The organism is Corynebacterium sp., assembly GCF_030532965.1.
GTDB lineage: Bacteria > Actinomycetota > Actinomycetes > Mycobacteriales > Mycobacteriaceae > Corynebacterium.
In genome coordinates this window covers 17,072-34,790 of record NZ_JAUNKC010000012.1, presented here as the reverse complement: position 1 = coordinate 34,790, position 17,719 = coordinate 17,072, and the positions used below count along the sequence as shown (strand labels likewise).

The 17,719-nt window shown below is 55.1% G+C and carries 10 protein-coding genes; 4 read left to right on the top strand and 6 right to left on the bottom strand.

Annotated elements, in window-relative coordinates; translation table 11 throughout:
• The first annotated feature begins 382 nt into the window (after positions 1-382).
• The 3 genes from Q4D85_RS07100 (at position 383) to pflA (ending at position 3,842) form a co-directional block, all read left to right on the top strand.
• On the top strand, positions 383-2,473 hold the full coding sequence (locus Q4D85_RS07100; protein ID WP_303199264.1) for a pyruvate formate lyase family protein: 2,091 nt from the start codon (positions 383-385) through the stop codon (positions 2,471-2,473).
• A 131-nt stretch (positions 2,474-2,604) separates the two neighbouring features.
• On the top strand, positions 2,605-2,856 hold the full coding sequence (gene grcA2 / locus Q4D85_RS07095) for an autonomous glycyl radical cofactor GrcA2 (protein ID WP_303199263.1): 252 nt from the start codon (positions 2,605-2,607) through the stop codon (positions 2,854-2,856).
• Between the two features lie 113 nt (positions 2,857-2,969).
• Positions 2,970-3,842: a pyruvate formate-lyase-activating protein gene (gene pflA, locus Q4D85_RS07090; protein WP_303199262.1), complete on the top strand. Its 873-nt coding sequence runs from the start codon at positions 2,970-2,972 to the stop codon at positions 3,840-3,842.
• Here pflA and Q4D85_RS07085 read toward each other — a convergent pair.
• Positions 3,839-6,358: a DUF6493 family protein gene (locus tag Q4D85_RS07085; RefSeq protein WP_303199260.1), complete on the bottom strand. Its 2,520-nt coding sequence runs from the start codon at positions 6,356-6,358 to the stop codon at positions 3,839-3,841. The genes pflA and Q4D85_RS07085 overlap by 4 nt on opposite strands.
• A 138-nt stretch (positions 6,359-6,496) precedes the next feature.
• Between Q4D85_RS07085 and Q4D85_RS07080 the strand changes: the two genes are divergently transcribed.
• On the top strand, positions 6,497-7,027 hold the full coding sequence (locus Q4D85_RS07080) for a DUF2004 domain-containing protein (protein WP_303199258.1): 531 nt from the start codon (positions 6,497-6,499) through the stop codon (positions 7,025-7,027).
• Between the two features lie 57 nt (positions 7,028-7,084).
• On the opposite strand, the gene Q4D85_RS07075 is transcribed toward Q4D85_RS07080, so the two are convergent.
• The 5 genes from Q4D85_RS07075 to Q4D85_RS07055 all read right to left on the bottom strand — a co-directional run bounded on the left by Q4D85_RS07075 (position 7,085) and on the right by Q4D85_RS07055 (position 17,718).
• Positions 7,085-7,471 (bottom strand): hypothetical protein, encoded by a 387-nt coding sequence (locus Q4D85_RS07075; protein WP_303199257.1) that lies wholly within the window; start codon positions 7,469-7,471, stop codon positions 7,085-7,087.
• Between the two features lie 76 nt (positions 7,472-7,547).
• Positions 7,548-10,679 (bottom strand): hypothetical protein, encoded by a 3,132-nt coding sequence (locus tag Q4D85_RS07070; protein ID WP_303199255.1) that lies wholly within the window; start codon positions 10,677-10,679, stop codon positions 7,548-7,550.
• Between the two features lie 65 nt (positions 10,680-10,744).
• The gene (locus Q4D85_RS07065) at positions 10,745-13,966 is read right to left on the bottom strand and encodes a hypothetical protein (RefSeq protein ID WP_303199253.1); all 3,222 of its coding nucleotides are present in this window, start codon (positions 13,964-13,966) and stop codon (positions 10,745-10,747) included.
• 26 nt (positions 13,967-13,992) lie between these two features.
• Positions 13,993-14,406 carry a hypothetical protein gene (locus tag Q4D85_RS07060; protein WP_303199251.1) on the bottom strand — a complete coding sequence of 138 codons (414 nt, stop codon included), beginning with the start codon at positions 14,404-14,406 and terminating at the stop codon, positions 13,993-13,995.
• Positions 14,407-14,649: 243 nt separating this feature from the next.
• Positions 14,650-17,718: a hypothetical protein gene (locus Q4D85_RS07055; protein WP_303199248.1), complete on the bottom strand. Its 3,069-nt coding sequence runs from the start codon at positions 17,716-17,718 to the stop codon at positions 14,650-14,652.
• Position 17,719 lies beyond the last annotated feature (1 nt).

Genomic DNA, 17,719 nt, shown 5'->3' with positions numbered 1-17,719 from the left:
AAAGCCACATCGCTAGTTTTTGGGCAAAATATCCAACAGCAAGCACGTTTGAAAAGTTTATGCAGCTATGCTAGCGAAAGTTCAGATACCCAACGGTCAGGGCGGACATCAGACAAATCTGTGAAAATGTTGTTTTAAGTGTTATTGGGTGTATTGTTAAAAAGAATCTCACGGTTATGCAGGTGCTTTAAAGCGCGACGCAACCGCACCAAAGTTTGAGTTCGTAGTCAACAGCGAATGAAAAGGCTTGACACGGTGTGGCATTTGGGAAACTTGGGGCGTCGAAAAGTGTAGTCAAGGGTAAGCACGAACGACCGCAGGCCCCACAATCGCTGATCAAAGAACATGCGTACTTTTCCTTAAGAAAGGTAGAACCACTATCGTGAGCAACGCTGCTTGGGAGGGTTTCACCCCAGGTAACTGGCAAGAAACCATCGATGTCCGCGACTTCATCCAACTCAACTACACACCGTTTAACGGAGACGAGTCGTTTTTAGCAGGCCCCACCGAAAAAACACTCCGGGTCTGGAACCACCTAGAACAAAACTTCCTCGCAGTAGAGCGCGAACGCCGCGTGTACGACGTGGACACTACAACCCCAGCCGATATTGACGCGTTTCCAGCCGGGTACATTTGTGCCGACGACGACGTAATCGTGGGATTACAGACCGATACCCCACTCAAACGAGCCATGATGCCCAACGGCGGATGGCGCATGGTGGAAACCGCGATCAAAGAAGCCGGACTGGAACCAAATCCACACATCAAAGAGATTTTCACCAAATATCGTAAAACCCATAATGAAGCGGTTTTCGATATCTACACCCCACGCATTCGGGCCGCCCGATCCGCACATATCGTCACCGGTCTCCCGGATGCCTACGGCCGCGGACGCATCATTGGCGACTACCGGCGGGTAGCTCTATACGGCGTTGATTTCCTCATTAAAGAAAAGGAAGCCGCTAAAGACAGCGTCGCAGACAAGCCGTTCACTGAGCACTGGGCCAGGTTCCGGGAAGAACACTCCGAACAGATCAAGGCGCTGAAAAAGCTGAAAACAATGGCTCAGGCCTACGGTTTCGATATTTCCCAGCCGGCACGAACTGCACAAGAAGCCGTGCAGTGGACCTACTTTGCATATTTAGCCTCGGTGAAAAGCCAGGACGGTGCCGCGATGTCCATCGGTCGGCTATCTGCATTCCTCGATATTTACTTTGAGCGCGACCTCAACGCTGGGCGAATCACCGAAACGGACGCCCAGGAAATGATCGACGCGCTGGTTATCAAACTGCGTATCGTCAGGTTCTTACGCACCATCGACTACGACCAGATTTTCTCCGGCGACCCTTACTGGGCAACCTGGTCCGATGCCGGTTTCGGTACCGATGGCCGTTCCATGGTCACCAAAACCAGCTTCCGATTGCTCCAGACGCTACGGAACCTAGGGCCTGCGCCAGAACCGAATATCACCATCTTCTGGGACCCAGCACTGCCGCAAGGCTACAAAGATTTCTGCGCCGCTATCTCCATTGAAACATCCTCTATCCAGTACGAATCAGACGAACAGATTCGTGACCGGTGGGGCGACGATGCGGCGATCGCGTGCTGCGTATCCCCTATGGCGGTGGGCAAGCAGATGCAATTTTTCGGTGCTCGCGTCAATGCCGCGAAGTCTTTGCTCTATGCCATCAATGGTGGCCGCGACGAGGTCTCAGGCAAGCAGATAGTTGACGGCTACGATCCTATTTCCGGCGACGGGCCATTAGATTTCGATGAAGTGTGGCAGAAATACGAAGACATGCTGGATTGGGTAGTCGGCACCTATGTTGAGGCGCTGAATATCATCCACTATTGCCATGATCGTTACGCCTACGAATCCATCGAAATGGCACTCCACGATTCCGAAATCGTGCGCACCATGGGCTGCGGCATTGCCGGGCTTTCCATCGTGGCCGACTCGCTCTCCGCAATCAGATACGCGAAGGTTACCCCGGTGCGGGACGAAACCGGTCTGGTTGTTGATTACGTCACCGAAGGCGATTTCCCGGTCTACGGCAATGACGACGATAGGGCGGACGACATCGCCGCGACGATCGTGCACACCATCATGAGCAAAATCAAGGAAATCCCCATGTACCGGGATGCCATTCCGACCCAATCGGTGCTTACCATCACGTCGAATGTCGTCTACGGTAAAGCAACCGGTGCGTTCCCATCTGGTCACGAAGCTGGCACACCATTCGCCCCGGGCGCAAACCCAGAAAACGGCCTGGATTCGCACGGAATGCTGGCGTCAATGTTGTCGGTGGGCAAACTTGATTACGAAGACGCCCTTGACGGAATCTCGCTCACCAATACCATCACCCCATCCGGTTTGGGTCGCACCAAGACTGAACAGATCGGCAATCTCGTTGGAATTTTGGACGCCGGTTTCATTATGGACGATCCACCTTGCTGCGGGGTCAGCCAATAACCAATTGAATGTGCGAACCCAAGGTGCTTTTCCGAGCTTCGTAGAAAACGGTGAAGCACCGTGAAGCCCGCAACCGCAAACCTTCCACCTGTTTTTGGTCCGTTAGTACTAGCAAAGGAGAAAACCACCCTATGTCCACTAAATCCTTCGACGAACGCCTCGCCGATATGAAAGCTGCCCGCTCAGAGCACAATGCTGGTTCTGGTCTGTATCACGCCAATATCAATGTTCTTGATCGGGGTACTTTGGAAGATGCCATGGAGCACCCAGAAAACTACCCGAATCTGACGGTTCGTGTTTCTGGTTACGCCGTTAACTTCGTCAAACTCACCAAGGAACAGCAAAAGGACGTCATTTCCCGCACGTTCCACTACGGCGCATAACAGTTTGTATCGGGATTATGCCATTGGGGTGTTTTCTTAAAACACGGATCTCGCGCTTTTAAGATGACACCCCGGTTATATGCATTAAGTACAAAACGTACACGAGGTTTTTCATGGTTGATGGTGTAAATACATCGGTCACGGTGGCGCCGAGTACCGGACCGCGATTACGGGGAACGGCACAAGGGCTTGGTCACGGCACGGATATCGCAGTGGAGCTCAGTAGGCCGGAGCTTTTCGACGCCCGCCGTACCGGCGACATCGGTCTCGTTCATTCCTGGGAACTCGTCACCGCAGTTGATGGGCCTGGCACTCGGATGACATTGTTTCTCTCCGGTTGTCCGCTGCGCTGCCAATACTGCCACAACCCTGACACCATGACTATGAAGGAAGGCACGATTGAAAAAGTGGAGGATATCATCGCTAAAATCCTCCGCTATAAGCGGGTTTTCCAGGCTTCCGGCGGCGGTTTAACCATCTCAGGTGGCGAACCACTGTTTCAGATCGCCTTCACTCGAAAAATCTTGAGCGCTGTCCACGATGCGGGAATTCATACCGCAATCGATACCTCTGGTTTTCTCGGGGCGAATATGACTGATGCTGATCTGGAATCAGTTGACTTGGTTTTGCTCGACGTTAAATCGGGCATCCCGGAAACGTATAAAGAGGTAACTGGCCAAGAGTTACAACCCACGATCGATTTCGGCGACCGTCTTCATGCGCTGGGTAAGAAGGTTTGGGTGCGGTTTGTCCTAGTTCCCGGCCTGACCGACGCCGAAGAAAATATCCAAGCGGTGTGCGATATTGTCTCCCGGTGGAAGGACAATGTCGAGCGTATTGAGGTGCTCCCCTTCCACAACATGGGGCAAGATAAGTGGCAGCAATTGGGGCTGCACTACAACCTCGAAAACGTGGCCCCTCCCACCGCCGAGTCGGTTGCCCACACCCGCGCCGTTTTTGCTAACGCGGGTTTCACCGTTTACTAATCCCGCTTCGGTTCGCAGGCAGCGTCAAGCTCCGCGACCGCAGCTTTCGCCCATTTCACGGCTTTACTGTTTCCGCTCCTTGTGGCTAATTCGCGCAGGCCTGGTACGAGTAGCGACTCCGGTGGTGCAATCTTTTGTACCACCGCGCTTCGCACATCGGGGGCAAAATGCGCCATGACCTCCGCTATTTCTGCGGTGCCGCTAGGCACGGATGCTTGTGCCGCCGCATAGCTTAAGGCGTCGTCAAGCACGGGCCACACCAGCGCCAACATGCCGGTTTCGGCACAGCCTGCTAACCCCGCAGCAAACAACGCGAGATGGGTTTTCTGCTCCGCCCAATCCAGCGTTGCAAAATCCGGCACGCCTGGTAGCAACAGTCCCCGGCGCCAAGCGGTATCGACCGCCTCCGCTACCCGCGCCGACGCCGGGTGCGCGGCAGGCCGCAGCAAGCCGAGCAAGTTTATCGCAGTAGTAGCACTCAGCGGTTCAGATGACCGTGCGAATTGCTCAGCCAGTATCGCAGCCGCCCCCAAGTCTTTCGCGTTCCATACCAAGCCGCGCGCGGTCACGTCCCGCCATGTCGGAAAAGTGCCCGGTTCCGGCGCGAACTTACAGTTTTTCACCAGCCGATTCGGCTTCTGCCGAAGCGATAGCGGTGCGCTGACCACGGCAGGGGTTTTTCCATTTGCCCACTCTTTGCTACTTGTCACGGTTTCCTCCGTGAACGGATCTTTAAGATACTTGGCAACGATCGTGCCTACGGTTATCCCTACTATCTCACCAGAATTACTGCGCACGGCTACATCCAAGTCTTGGATTCCGCGTTCAGCAATGAAGCTGTCCCGCGCGGCGTCATCGTTGAGTGCACCCTCGCGCAGCCTAGCGAGCGCTAACGCCAAATCGGCTTCCTGTACGGGCCTGTTGGCTTTTTGGTAACAGCGGATTCGCTCAATGAGATCTTCTACATCGATGGAAAGATCACCATAAGATGGCTCCGACAAAACCGCAGGCAGGTTTTCTTCGACAGTTGCCATCAGTGCCGCGAGTCGAGCGGCACCAATGGAATATTGTTTAACACCCAGGTTCGTTTTTAACTCGCCGCGTTCCCAGTCCCGAATGATGGTTGACCACGGCTCGATGCCGACCATCTGCGTCACCGATTGAAGGTCAGTCGGCGATTTTTTAGCCAGCTCGTAGATGGCTAACGAGAGTTGTTCCGTTATGAGATCATCGGGAAGCTGCCCGAAATATAAGTCCGATTCGCTAGCCCGGCTTCTAATGATACGAATCAGATCCGACAGCGATTCGACGGTTGCTGGGATTTTCTCAAATCGAGCTGGCGACCATGTCGGCGGAGTTGGTTGCCAGCAACGCACAGTAGGTTCGGAGTTAGCAACGGCTGGTTGCCGTTCCTCTTCGATATTCCATTCGTTCAGGAGCCTGCCCGCCGCGTCGGCAAGTTTATCGTCTGTTGAATGTGCGAGTTCCGTAAGCCGAGCTGCCAGTGCGGCTTGAACCTCAACGCTTGGTGCTTGCCGACCCCTTAAGGCCTGCACCGTGCCACGTTGCGCGGCCAAGGTTGATGAATAGAGACAACCTAGTGCGACGTCGATAAGCTCAGCATCGGTTAAGCCGCTGTCCGAGGTGTTCGCAAGCAGCGGTATGCCGAAAGTGGTGACAAATAGCGATTCGCTGGTGGCAATCAGCGGATATATATCCACGCGATGGCGATACAGTGTCTCGCCTTCGAAACCAAGATAGTTGGTAAGTATTTCGATCCAGCGTCGTCTATCGCTTGGCCGCACGCTAGCTTCCAGCGCACGTATCGCAGCACCGATGAGCCCTTCTGTCGGGACCAACCCGCGTTCGATAATGCCAGTAATCGCGGCACCGAGCGGGCCGGATACCCGCACCCCCTGTTCGATCGCCGCTACAAGGTGCTCGATCGCAGTTGGCAGGAGTATTTCTTCCGGGATGTCCTGTGCTTCTGGCGGAAATAACGTGGGTTCAGTGGCACCGCCTAAACTTCGGCCAGCAAAAACTGCCCAGTCCTTGAGATACTCAAAATTTTCAATCGGCGGTAATTCCTTAACGCACATCGCGGTGACAGCAATCTCGCCATAGAATGTGGCGTTATGCTCGCCGAAACGGTTGGTTTTCCTGCATACGGTTTCGGCAAATGAGCGCACGAAATCGTCGTCCCGACAGGCCACAGCTGCTGCGACCACTTCCATATCAGATTGTGTGACGATGCTTCGAGCGCGGTTCGCGGATATCCCAAGCCGAATGGCAAAACAGCGAAACATCGTTAGGTCGATATCGGCCAGTGGCGGTACTGGCCGCAGTTCGCCGTTGCTCCAGTACGTGAGATCACCTGATTTCAACCCGCTTAACGCCGCCTTTTGGTGGTCCTTATCTCCTAACGGCAGGAAACACATTTCGGCACGATCAGCGGTGTCCCAGCCGAGGTCACGAAAGACTGCAACGGCGGTTTCTAGTTTCGGATTAATTTTCACGAATGCTTCTTTCGACTACTGGTACGGCGTGCGGAGTTTTCGACCAGATTCCACTAATACCAGCATTCCCGAGAAGTTTTGCATAATTTTGCATTAAGATTAAAAAACATTGATTATCGCAGCTTGAAAGGCCAAAACGTGACCAGGATCGCAATCCCCACCGCATTATTTGGGCTGATCGAATTCGACAGTTCAGAGGGCATGTGGGAATCGGATGCGCGCTTTACCGTAGGTGATGCGACCGTTACAACACGGATAAGCTCCTTGGAAAATGCGGTCACCGAAGCTAATGCGTCTATTCTTCGGACGTATCTTGACACTATCCCCAACATGTATCGAAAATGCTGGGATCGAATTGCGGCTACTTATACAACTGATCCCGTGATTGTCGATTTCATTAACGACCAACGTGCGGAGATTTACCCAGATGATCTTGTCGATTATTTTGCAGTCTCCTGCGTCGATGAGATCACCCCGGAAAAGTTTCTGGAAAAAATCCGCCTACGAGCAATTTGGTTTTCGCTACCAGAAGACGTCAACACTGGGGACGATACTCCAAGACTAAACTGCTGCTTCGATTTCGGATTGGACAGTGACTTCTCCGATGAGATCCTCGCCTGTAGATTCACCGAAAACCGGGAACTGACCGGCATTAGCCACGAAAGCTAGTCGTGTTTCCCGGAACCAGGTAGCAAGACCACCGTATTTTCACCGCTTACACACTAATTACCTGCTGTAGGCGTCAATACGTATCTGGTTGTTCTGATCTCCGACCCATTCCCAGGAAATCTGGCCCAGTGCACCGAGACCCGTTTCAATCACATCCGGTGAGACTTTGTGCGGAATATCAACCAGTACGCATTCAATTTCCTTGAATTTGATGGGCCCGCCACAACCATCTGCTGTGTAACCAGGTACGTATTCGTATTCCGCAAGTTCCGTCCAATATAGTCGCGATTCTGTGAGCGTTTTTACTTGTCCCCGAACAACTCCGATGGAATCGAAAAACTGGAAAAGCTCGCGATACTTCGTATTGTTAAGCAAGCTAGCGCGCCGATCACGCTCTTTAGCGACTCTGCGTTCGTGGCGACGAATTAAATTGTCATCGATCATGGGGTCTCCACTTAGTAGAAGTTTCTATGCGAGCGGTGTATCGGCACATCGGGCACCAGGTCGGGTAGCGGTGCTTTCAGGCAGGAGGCAGTGCCGCTACTAGCTCTTGGGCTTTAGCCTTGTTCTTTGGCGTTCCGTTTAAGGCGAGTTGCCTCACCCCATCCCAACTCGAGAGTGGAATCAGCCCCCGGCGCGTAGCTTCCATAAGGGTCGTGTGAGAAGTTGCGATGACCTCAAGTATCCGGTTGGTGTTTCTGGGGTTTGCGGCAGGCAAAGCCTCAAGAAGCAGCGGCCAGAAAACAGGCACGAGTTTCGGGTTGTGCACTGTCTTTTCGGCTAGTATGGCTGGATTCCAGGCGGGGTGTTGGCTACAGATGCGCACCGCGTTTTGCACGGCGCTCACCGCTATGCCACCTGTGGTGGCGAGTGTGCTTAGTAGTTGCCAGGTTTCGTCATTCCATGTCTCAGTTCCCTGTTCGGCCAGATAGATCGCCACAAGGCTTGGCGGAAGAGATTTAGGTGTACCGGTGTTTTTGTGGTAGAGGAATCCGTTGAACTGTTTTGCTGGCTCGTGTTGGATAGCTTCACCGTCCCAGTAGATAAAGCTTCCGGTTTTCCGCTGCGTTTTACTGGTGCTGGGATAACTTTGGTCTAAGACCACCGCCCCTAATGTGGGCACGCTGCGAATGTGGTAGTAGGTGGCCAGATCGGCGGGAAAACCGAGGGTGATCACGCCTGATTCGCTAATACCAACTACCAGAGAATCGGTAATATCAGGGGCCTCCGGCGGGGACCACAATTGCCCACATTGGGTGTCGTCTAGGTGGGAAGCCTGCGGGGTGGGGCTGTCATCTGTTGTAATCGGACCGAGTGTATCCACGACGTTACGGGCCGCGACGATGGCTTTGGCATTGCCGGTTTTAGCAGCCAGAGCCCGTAACCCAGGCACCGCTAAAACGGTTTGTGGCGCGGTAGCATCAGCCACCGCTGCTTTAACCGATGGGCAAAGTGTTGCCATTGCATCGATAATGTCGGTAAGCCCCGCCGGAATGCGGCTGTGGGTAGTAACCGCTTTGGTAATGACCGCGTCGAGGGCCGACCAACTTAATGCCACCATGTCTGCTTCGGCGATGTCCATGAGGGTGGTGGCAAGCGCTTGCAGGTGTGTTAATTCCGGTTTCCAATCCAAATAGGTTGCGTCCATCGTTGCTATGTTGATGAGTCCGCGTTGCCACGCCGTGTGCAGGGTATCGATAATCTCTGGATGGCTCCGACAGCTTCCTATGAAATTAATCGTTGCTGCCGGATGCAGTTCGGTGGCACGGCATGCAAGCTGATTTGCGATAATCGGCGCAGCTGGGCTGTGGGCATGAAGGCCGCCAAGGTGAGCGTATTGCCAACAAGGAAACAGTTGCGGGGTGGCGTAGAAAAAGTAATTGGGTGCAATGCCGTCGGGTTCCGTCCGCAACGACTTCGGTCGTTTCTTCACTTCTGGTTGCTGGTAGTCCAATGCTGGTTCGGTGAACGAGTCAGCCAGGTAATTTTTTAAGACAGTGCCTACCGTCGGATGGAGAATCTCACCACTGAGGTTCATGACCCGGATCTCAAGTTCCGGCAGTTCCATAACCGATTCGGGGATGATGAGGCGGGCAAGCGCGGTTGCAAGGTCGGCTTCGGCGACTGGCTGATTGTGGGTTTCGTAGAGCTTGAGTCGGGTCAAGAAGTCATCAAAAGTGATGGAAAGATCCTCGTAGCTGGGTTCTGAGAGCACGCATGGTAGTTGATTGGCTGCGCTTAAAAGCGCGATGAGGCGGGCGTCGACAAGTGAAAGTTTGCGGAAGGAACGCGGTATCTCCAGGCAATCATCTGCCCACTGACGCAATATGCCGTCGAAAAGCTCAGCTGGAACGCCCGCCACTACTCGGCGCAGCGACTGCGGGTCGGTTGCGGCCAGGCGGTGGCACGCTAGGACAAATTTTTCGGTGGTACCGTCGCCGAAGCTGCCCCGGGTAGTCGAAAGTGCGCGTTGTGAAGCGATGACCTGCGGCAAAGCCTGCGCGATCTGTTCTGTGGTTGCCGGGATCGGCGCGAAACGCGGGACATCCCACAACGGTGGTGCGTCACGCCAGATAAATGTGGGCGCATCGTGGCTGCTTGTGGCAGAAGTCCCTGAGACTATCCCCCATTGCTCTAACAAACTGCTCCCCTCCGGCACCTCACGCAGTCGTTCCACAAGCGGTTGCACCGTCTCGGGCGCGGGGTTCACCCGATTTTTCAGCGCCGCGATAACCAACTTCTGCGCTTTTTTGGTCTTTGTGTATAACGCGGGCAGCGCGATATCAACAAGTTCGCTGTCGGTTACTGTGCTAATAAGCGGCACGCCGAGCTTTTCGACGACCACAGGCTGTCCCGTAGCAATGCACGCACTAAGAAGTTGGCGCTGCGCATATATTTCCGCGTCGGCTATTTCTATATCTTCCGTCAGACACTGAACCCACCGTTTAACATCACCAGGCCGATTCACCATGGAAAGCGCCTGACATATATGCATAATCGTCTCTTCCCGCCCGAGCCACCCACCGCGGTAACCAGCAGAAACAACCGTACTGAACGGACCAGTCGCAGCCAAACCCAACTCGAAGCCAGCACGCACATGTCTAGCGAGCGTGGAGGTAATCAACTCCTGCGGCACTACCTGTTCGTGCTTGCGGGGCACCGCAGTTACTGCATCAGGTTGCAAGCTGCGCGCTGCGACAACCGCCCAATCCTTAACGTATTCCGCATTCGACAGCGCTGGTACAACCACATCAGGGTCGGTTACGGCCAGCCGCAACAGCGCATCGACGGCAGCCGTTCCGAACCAGCTAACGCCATGCTCACCAATCCGGGAGCCACCCGTACACGCCACAGTTATGAACTTATGGCAGTACTCATCCCCGTGTTCCGTGATAACAGTGGCCAGCACGTCGCTTGGAATCTGGCTTGCGATCTCTATAACCCGGCGCGGTGGTATCCCGAGCCGGGTGGCGAAGATAACGAGGTTATGGTTTCTGAAGTCGATGTGGGTGTTTGTTAGGTCGCGGCGTGCGGTTTCTTGTTGTTCTAGGTTGCCTAGCGGCAGGGTTGGTGTATCGGCGAGTGTGGCGTTGTTCCACCCTAGGTTGTTGAAGATTGTGAGTGCGTTGTCGGTTGTTGGGGTGTGGGGCATGTGGGTGGTGTCCTTGTTTTTAGTTTTGGCGGTTGTGGCGGCGTTTTAGGTTTTGGTGGTTGTGGTTATTGGTGTGTTTTTGGTTCTACGAGGCCGAATGCGGCGGCTATGGCGGTTGCTTTTTGGTGTGCTGCTGATGGTTGTTTCATGGGCGCGTGTGCGATGTCGATGAGTGCTGAGAAGCGTTGGGGTTGTATGTAGTTGTGTCCCATTGCCAGTAGTAGTGCTGTTTGTTGTGTGGTGATGATGTCGAGTACTGGGTTTATCCATTTGGGTAGGCGCGGTAGGGTTGCTGCGTGTTGTACGAGTTCGGCGAGGATGGGCCATAGGGTTGCGATGTGGTGTGGTTCGTTGCGCAGTAGTCGCATTGTGATGGTTGGGTTCCAGTGTTCTAGGTAGGGGCAGATGGTGCGCATGGCGTTGGTGATGCTTGCGGCTGTTATTTGGTTGTTGTTGAGTAGTCGTGAGATGTATCGGTAGCCGTTGTCGTATCCGGCTGTGGTGCTGAGGTTGATGAGTACGCAGGCGAGGATGGTGTCGGGGGCGTAGGTTTGTTGTTCGGGGCGTTTGTAGTGGGGTTTTTCTAAGATTTCTATTTGTCCGTTTCGCCAGGCTAGCCATGCGGTGTTTTCTGGTTGGGTGGTGTCAGTGGTGGTCGTGTTGGTGTTTTCGGTGGTTGTGGATACTTGCCATATGAAGAATGCTGGGTGTTTGGTGAATAGGTCGAAGTCTTCTACCTGATATGTGGTGCTGGCTGTTGTGAGCTGTACGATGCTTCCTTGTTGTATGTGGAGGTTGAGGTTGTCGGGGCAGGCGGGCCGGTTGTTGATTTCCGGTGTCCATAGTGTTTCGAATTCGGCCAGGGTGATTTCTTTAGGTTTATTGGGGGTACGTAGTTTTCGGACGGGTTCTGGTAGTAGTGCGACGGCGGTGCTTGCGGCTTTTAGTACTTTGGAGTTGCCTTCTCTGCTTGCGATTTCGCGGAGGTTGGGGACGTCGAGTGCGGTGACGGGTGCGTGTTTGGTGGTCACTGCTGCGACGACGCTTGGGGCTAGGTTTGCCATGGTTTGTGCGACTTCGAGGGCGCCGAGTGTTGCGCCTTCCCGGCGTGCTGCTATGCCGAGGAGGTCGTCGAGTACTGGCCATACGACGGAGAGGAGGCCGTCTTTTGCGAGTTTTTCTAGTGGTTCGGCGAGTCCGCGGAAGTGTGTTACTTGGGTGTGCCAGTACAGTAGTTTGGCGTTAGTTTTTCCGGGGCGTAGTAGTCCGTTGTGCCAGGCTGATAGGACTGCTTCGTAAGCGCCTTCGATGTGGTCGCCGCGGGGTGAGGTTCTGAGGAGGCCGAGGAGGTTCATAGCTAGTCCGGGGCTGAGTGGGGTGTTGGTGCGGACTGCTTGTTGGGCGCGGATGCCCATTCGGGCGCCGGTAATGCGGCGTCCGCCGGTGATGCCGGTGTGTGCGGCGTCGGTGGTCCAATGTGGGAATACTCCGATGGGTAGGTGGTTGCCGCCGCCTATTCGGTTGGGCATTCCATCAAGGGATAGGGGTTGTTTGATGGGGAGTGGGTGGAGGTATTCCCATTGGTCTGGGACGAGTTCTGGTTCTTTGTAGCTGTCTGTGAGGTATTCGGTGACTACTTGTCCGGCGTTGCGGCCGAGTTTTACTTTGGTGTCGAGCAGGATTTGTGAGCTGCATTCGACAGTGGTGTCGGGTGGGATGGTTGTGGGGTCGAGGCGGCAGAGGGCGAGGATGAGGTCCGGTTCAATGACGAGTGCGTTTTTCTTTTCGTATTGTTTGAGTCGTTTGTTGAGGTCGCGGAAGTCGATGCTGAGGTCTTCTCGGGTGGGTTGAGATAGGAGGCAGGGTATGGTGCCGATGTTGGTAAGGATTGCGTGTTCGCGGGCGATGGGTAGTGGTTCGGTGCGGTGTATTCTGCTCCATCGTTCGAGTTTGTTTGTGGCCCATTTGGCGATGAGCCCTTCGGTGGCGTTTTGGACTGCTCTATGGGCTTCGTCGAGGTTTTTTGCTGCTAGTTTGACGAAAAGTGCGAGGAATTTTTCGCGGTTGATGTCGGTGGCGAAGTCGTCGATGGTTATGCGTTGCAGTGCGTGGGTGACGGTTTCTGGTGTTGCTTTTCCTAGTGTGATTTTTGGTACGCGCCATTTTCGGGGTTTGGGTTGCCAGATGTTGGGGATGATTTCTGGTTGTGGTTGGGGGGTTTCTCCGATGAGGCGGCTGGCGCGGTGGGCGACGGTGGTGTCTCGGGATTGGGTGAGTTCGGCTAGGCGGGGCCTGAGTTGGGGTAGGTATTCGCCGCGGTCGATGAGAGCGGATAGAACTGCGGTTTGTCCGCCGATGGATGTGACGGTGGCGGCGGCTTGGGCGATGTCTGGGAGTGTGGTGCGGGGTGCTGCGGCGATAAGGCGGGTTCCGAAGCTGGTGACGTAGGCGTATTCACCGGTGGCGATATAGGGTACGAGGGAATCGATGTGGTTGATGAGTTCGGAGTCGGTGACGGTAAGGTCGTCGAAAAGCATTTCGACGCACTGGTTTTTGTGTCGTCTGCGGTGGGCGGTGTCGAGTGCGCGTATTGCGTAGTCGACTGCGGTTTGGCGGTCGATCATTCCGCGGTTCATTCCGGCGAGGAGTATTTTCCAGAATGGGCCGAAGGCTAGTTTGGGATGCTGGAGTCCGGTTGTGATGTGTTCTAGGTAGCGGGATAGTATGAGGTCTTCTGTGATGGCTGGGTCGGGGGTTGTGTGGAATCGTTTGTTGTAACGCGGAGCGAGGATGGGGATGGCTGAAAGTGCCCAGTTGTTGATGTATGTGGGTAGGTTGGGTACGGGTGTGCCTGCGTGGACAAGGAGGACGGACTCGGGTGCGTAGTGGGTGGCGAAGGGGAGTTCGTCGATGGTGAGTTCGGGGTTGGTGTGTTTGATGAAGGAATTGATGTAGCTTATTCCGCGTTCTTTGACTACTGCGAGTACTGCGGCGCGGTGTGGTACTTCGGGCCAGCGAGTGAAGTACTTGGCGGCCACGCCTGCACGCACGGCGAATAGTTGAAGTGCGGGGATGTAAGTGTGGGGTGGGGTTTCGAATGTGTCGGTGTAGGTTGGGTCTTGAAGCAGGCTCGGCCAGCGGGTGTTGGAGAGGGCGGCGACGACTGTTTCGCGTTGCTGGGTGGTTCCCATTGGGAGGGTGCAGATGTCCGCGCCTGGGGTGATGCCACACCATCCGAGGTCGGTGAATATACGTACTGCGTGTTGTAGCTGGTCGAGTGCGCCCATGTTGTTAGTTTTCTTCTGCTTCGCCGTTAAAGGATGCGGGTGAGTTCTTCTGCTTTGAAAGTTGCGGCGGTCTTTTTGCGTTGCTTTGCGACGCTGCCCAGGCCCGCCCAGGCCTGTGCTGTAATGTAACCGTTTTCGGTAACGAATTGGAAGCTCTCGGCGTGTGTCAATGCTGTGTCCAGCACTTTATTCAGCCACCGTGGGGTGGACTTCTCCCCCGCCCGGATGGCGTACAGTAAACAAACACCTGGCGAGATGTGAACAACATCGTGGAGCACATCCTCTTGATGCACAATCAATTCCCGCACCCGTGTTTGGAATTGCCCAGACCCCAGCGGTAGCTCCCCTGCTTGGTCAGTAGTGGCGTTCTTCCAGGCAAGATCAGCAAGCTTATGGCCAATGCGAGCAAGTTCGCCCTCAGTGGGTGGGTGAAAAGACATGGTGGATTATCTCCTAAAAGCGCTGGGTTCTTTGATGCGGGTACGGGGCGAAGTTTTCTTGTAGTTTTTCAGTTATGTGTATAGCAGGTGAGACCGCGCATCAATCCATTTGGTTGATGTCACGAACAATCCGTGGAACCCTCAGACCTGACAGTTCCTGCTTATGTTTCTACACCATCAGCCGATTGGCTCCCCGCTACTACCGCTTGGAAGGGCTCCCGCTAAGCTTTCGCCGCTGTGGCTTCACGCTGGGGCGTCCTTCGCCAGGTTAAGAAGGTGCGAAAGCTCTTTCGCTTTACGACGCACTGTCGCCGTCGCGTTGGATGAATCCTGCCCCAATCGTGCAAGCGCCGCGAAACGATCAGCGGGGATCCGCTGATGAACCAGCGCCCACCGGAAAAATCCCGCATCCTCCCTCATAATGCCAAGCACCCCATTGAGCCATTTGGGCTGGTGACAAGCCTGGGCTGCATATGTGAGGAGGTGGCTAAGAATCGGCCACAGAAGAGCACTCTGTTCACGCTTGGCCTTGACCAAGCGCAGCAAAACCGTAGGATTCCAATAGTCACAAAACCCCACAATCTTCGCCATTGCTTCATCAATACTGGCAGTTGAAAGATGGTTCCCACTAAGCATTTTGTCGAAAACTCGACTCGCATCCTCATAGGTGTCCTTTGTTCCCAACCCCACCACAAGGCACGCCACAATGGAGGTCGGCACAATCGAACCAGGATCAGGGCGCACAAACTTCGGCTTATCTGCAACAACCATGGCACCATCGCGCCACGCCAACCACACAGTGTGTGAGGAATCATCTCGCACTTTCCACATGAAATACGACGAGTTGGCGAAAAACGCCCTCGGATCTTCTGCCAGAAACCGCTTCTCCCCCAGTGTCAGCACACAGTCACCGCTAGGCGTCACGGTCACCTCTACGCCATCGCTGCAGGCCGGTGCAGAGAAAGAATCACGAGCCCACAGGTGGGAAAAATCCTGATAGTCAACGGTGCCCTGAGCTTCTGGCTCGTGGTGTACCTCAGGCAACAACGCCACAAGGGCGCCCGCCTGCTGCTTCGCTGCCGACTTCCCTGGGCGGGCGGCTAGTTGTCTCAGGTAAGGAAGCTCACAGGCGGACTCGGGTGCCGATTTTTCTTTAACCGCTCGGATGACGCTAGGGGCGAAAGTAGACATGGCGTGGACAATGTCCACCAGATCACGAGGTGAACCTTTCGCGTTCAGGCTAACGCCGATGACGGCGTCGAAAAGCGGCCAGACCAGCGCCAACAACCCCTCCCTCGCCAACTCTGACAACGACTGCGCCAACCCACGTGGCCGTGGGCACGCCGCGGGATCAGGGACACCCGGGCGCAACAGACCACGCGACCACGCCACACGCGCCGCATCAGGTGAAGAAACCAGTACAGCCATCGACGCGCGAGGACCCAGCGGAACGCCGCTACACGCAAGCTGCTGCGCGGCACGGTGACTAAGCGCAGAACCAGACGGCGTGAGAAAAATATCGGGCGACCAGTGCGGAAACACCCCATAAGGAATCGGCGCGAGCGTGTGCAACCGCACAGGAAACCCTGCAAGCGACGTCGGCTGAGCAAGATCCGGCTCAACGAATGGGTCTAGACAATACGCCTCAACCACCTGACCAGCCGTTTTACCGTGCTTCGCTCCAGTATCAAGAAGAATAGGGCACGAACACTCCACCTGCGGTTTAGGCGGAATGGTCGCCGGGTCAAGGCGCGTGAGAGCAAGCACAAGATCAGGCTCAAGCACAGCCACACCCTGCGCATCATACAGGGCTAGACGAGCACGAAGATCAGGAAACGTAATGCTCAAATCAACCCGCGACGGTTGCGAAAGCAGACACGGAACCCGCCCCAACTGGGGCAAAACCGCAAGTTCCCGCACCACCGGTAACGACTCCGTGCGACTAGCCCTGCCCCAACGCTCAAGGCGATTCTTCGACCACCGCCCCACACGGGTTCTCGTACCACCAGCAACCGCGCGACGCGCCTGCTCCACATCCTGCGCGGCAAGCTGCACAAGCAGCGCGAGGAAACGCTCGCGCGAAATATCTACACAATCCTCATCCGCATCCGCCACCCGGAAAGTCTCCGCCACACTGTCCACGGTGACTTCACCCAGCTCACAGGCAGGAACCTCCCACAGGGAAGGGGTAGGAAGCCACGGAAAATACTCCGTGGTGTCAGGGCGTGATGTACCACCGCCGAGAAGCTTTCGCGCGTAACCAGCAAGTTGGGTGTCAGGAGAACCCGCGCACTCCTCAACACGATCACGCAACTGTGGCGGGAGTTCGCCGCGTTTAACAAGGGCCTGAAAAACCTTCCGCTGCCCCGTCATCGTGGACACATAGCTGGCTGCAAGCGCCACCTCAGCCAGCCCGTCGCTAGGGACGGCCGCAATCAGACGGGGCGCAAAACTAGTCACGCACAACGAATCCCCGCGTGCCAAGAGGGGAACCAGCACATCAGTGCGAGCGAGAAGTTCCTCATCGGTGATAGCAAGATCATCCACTAGTAAGCTCATACACCGCTTGATCTGGGATCGCTTCTGCGCCACATCGAGTGCCCGCACCACAGCATCCAGCGCCACGCCACGATCCACCATGGCGTGTTTTTCGGCCTCGACAAGGAGTTTTCCCCACGCACCCCACACCAAAACTGGGTACTTCACACCGCAGGCAATGTGCTCAGGAAGGCGAGCCAGCGCATTTTTCTTCGTGATCGCCAGATGCGCTGCAACCGGAAAATCTTTCACAGCATCTGGTGCAATAAGCGGCAAGACCGTCAACGCCCAATTATTCAGGTAGGTGGGATTATCGGGTATCGTCGCACCAGAATGGACCAACAGCACCGAGGCAACGGCGTAACGGGTGGGATACTGCAATTCGTCGACCGTTCGCTCATAGTTCACGAGACGGAGAAAATCACACACAAACTTTTCACCGCGTTTTTCCACCAACTCAGCGAGTGTTTCTTCATCCGAAACAGTGGGCCACTTATCCACATCTTGTGCCTGAGCCCCAGCGCGGATAGCGAAAAATTGCAGGAAGGTGGTTTCGGCGCGGCCATAGATTTCCCGCTCGGGTATTTTAAGGTAGTGGCTGAGTTTTTGCGGCCAGCGTGGATTGGACAGCGCCTCAACAACTGTCTCCTGCTGTGCGGGTGTGCCTAACTCCAGCTCAGACACTCTGAGTTTCTCTGGGGTGGATTGCGAACCTAACCACCCCAGCTCATAGAGGATTTCAACAGCTTGCTGGATACGACTAGAAGTGCTCACT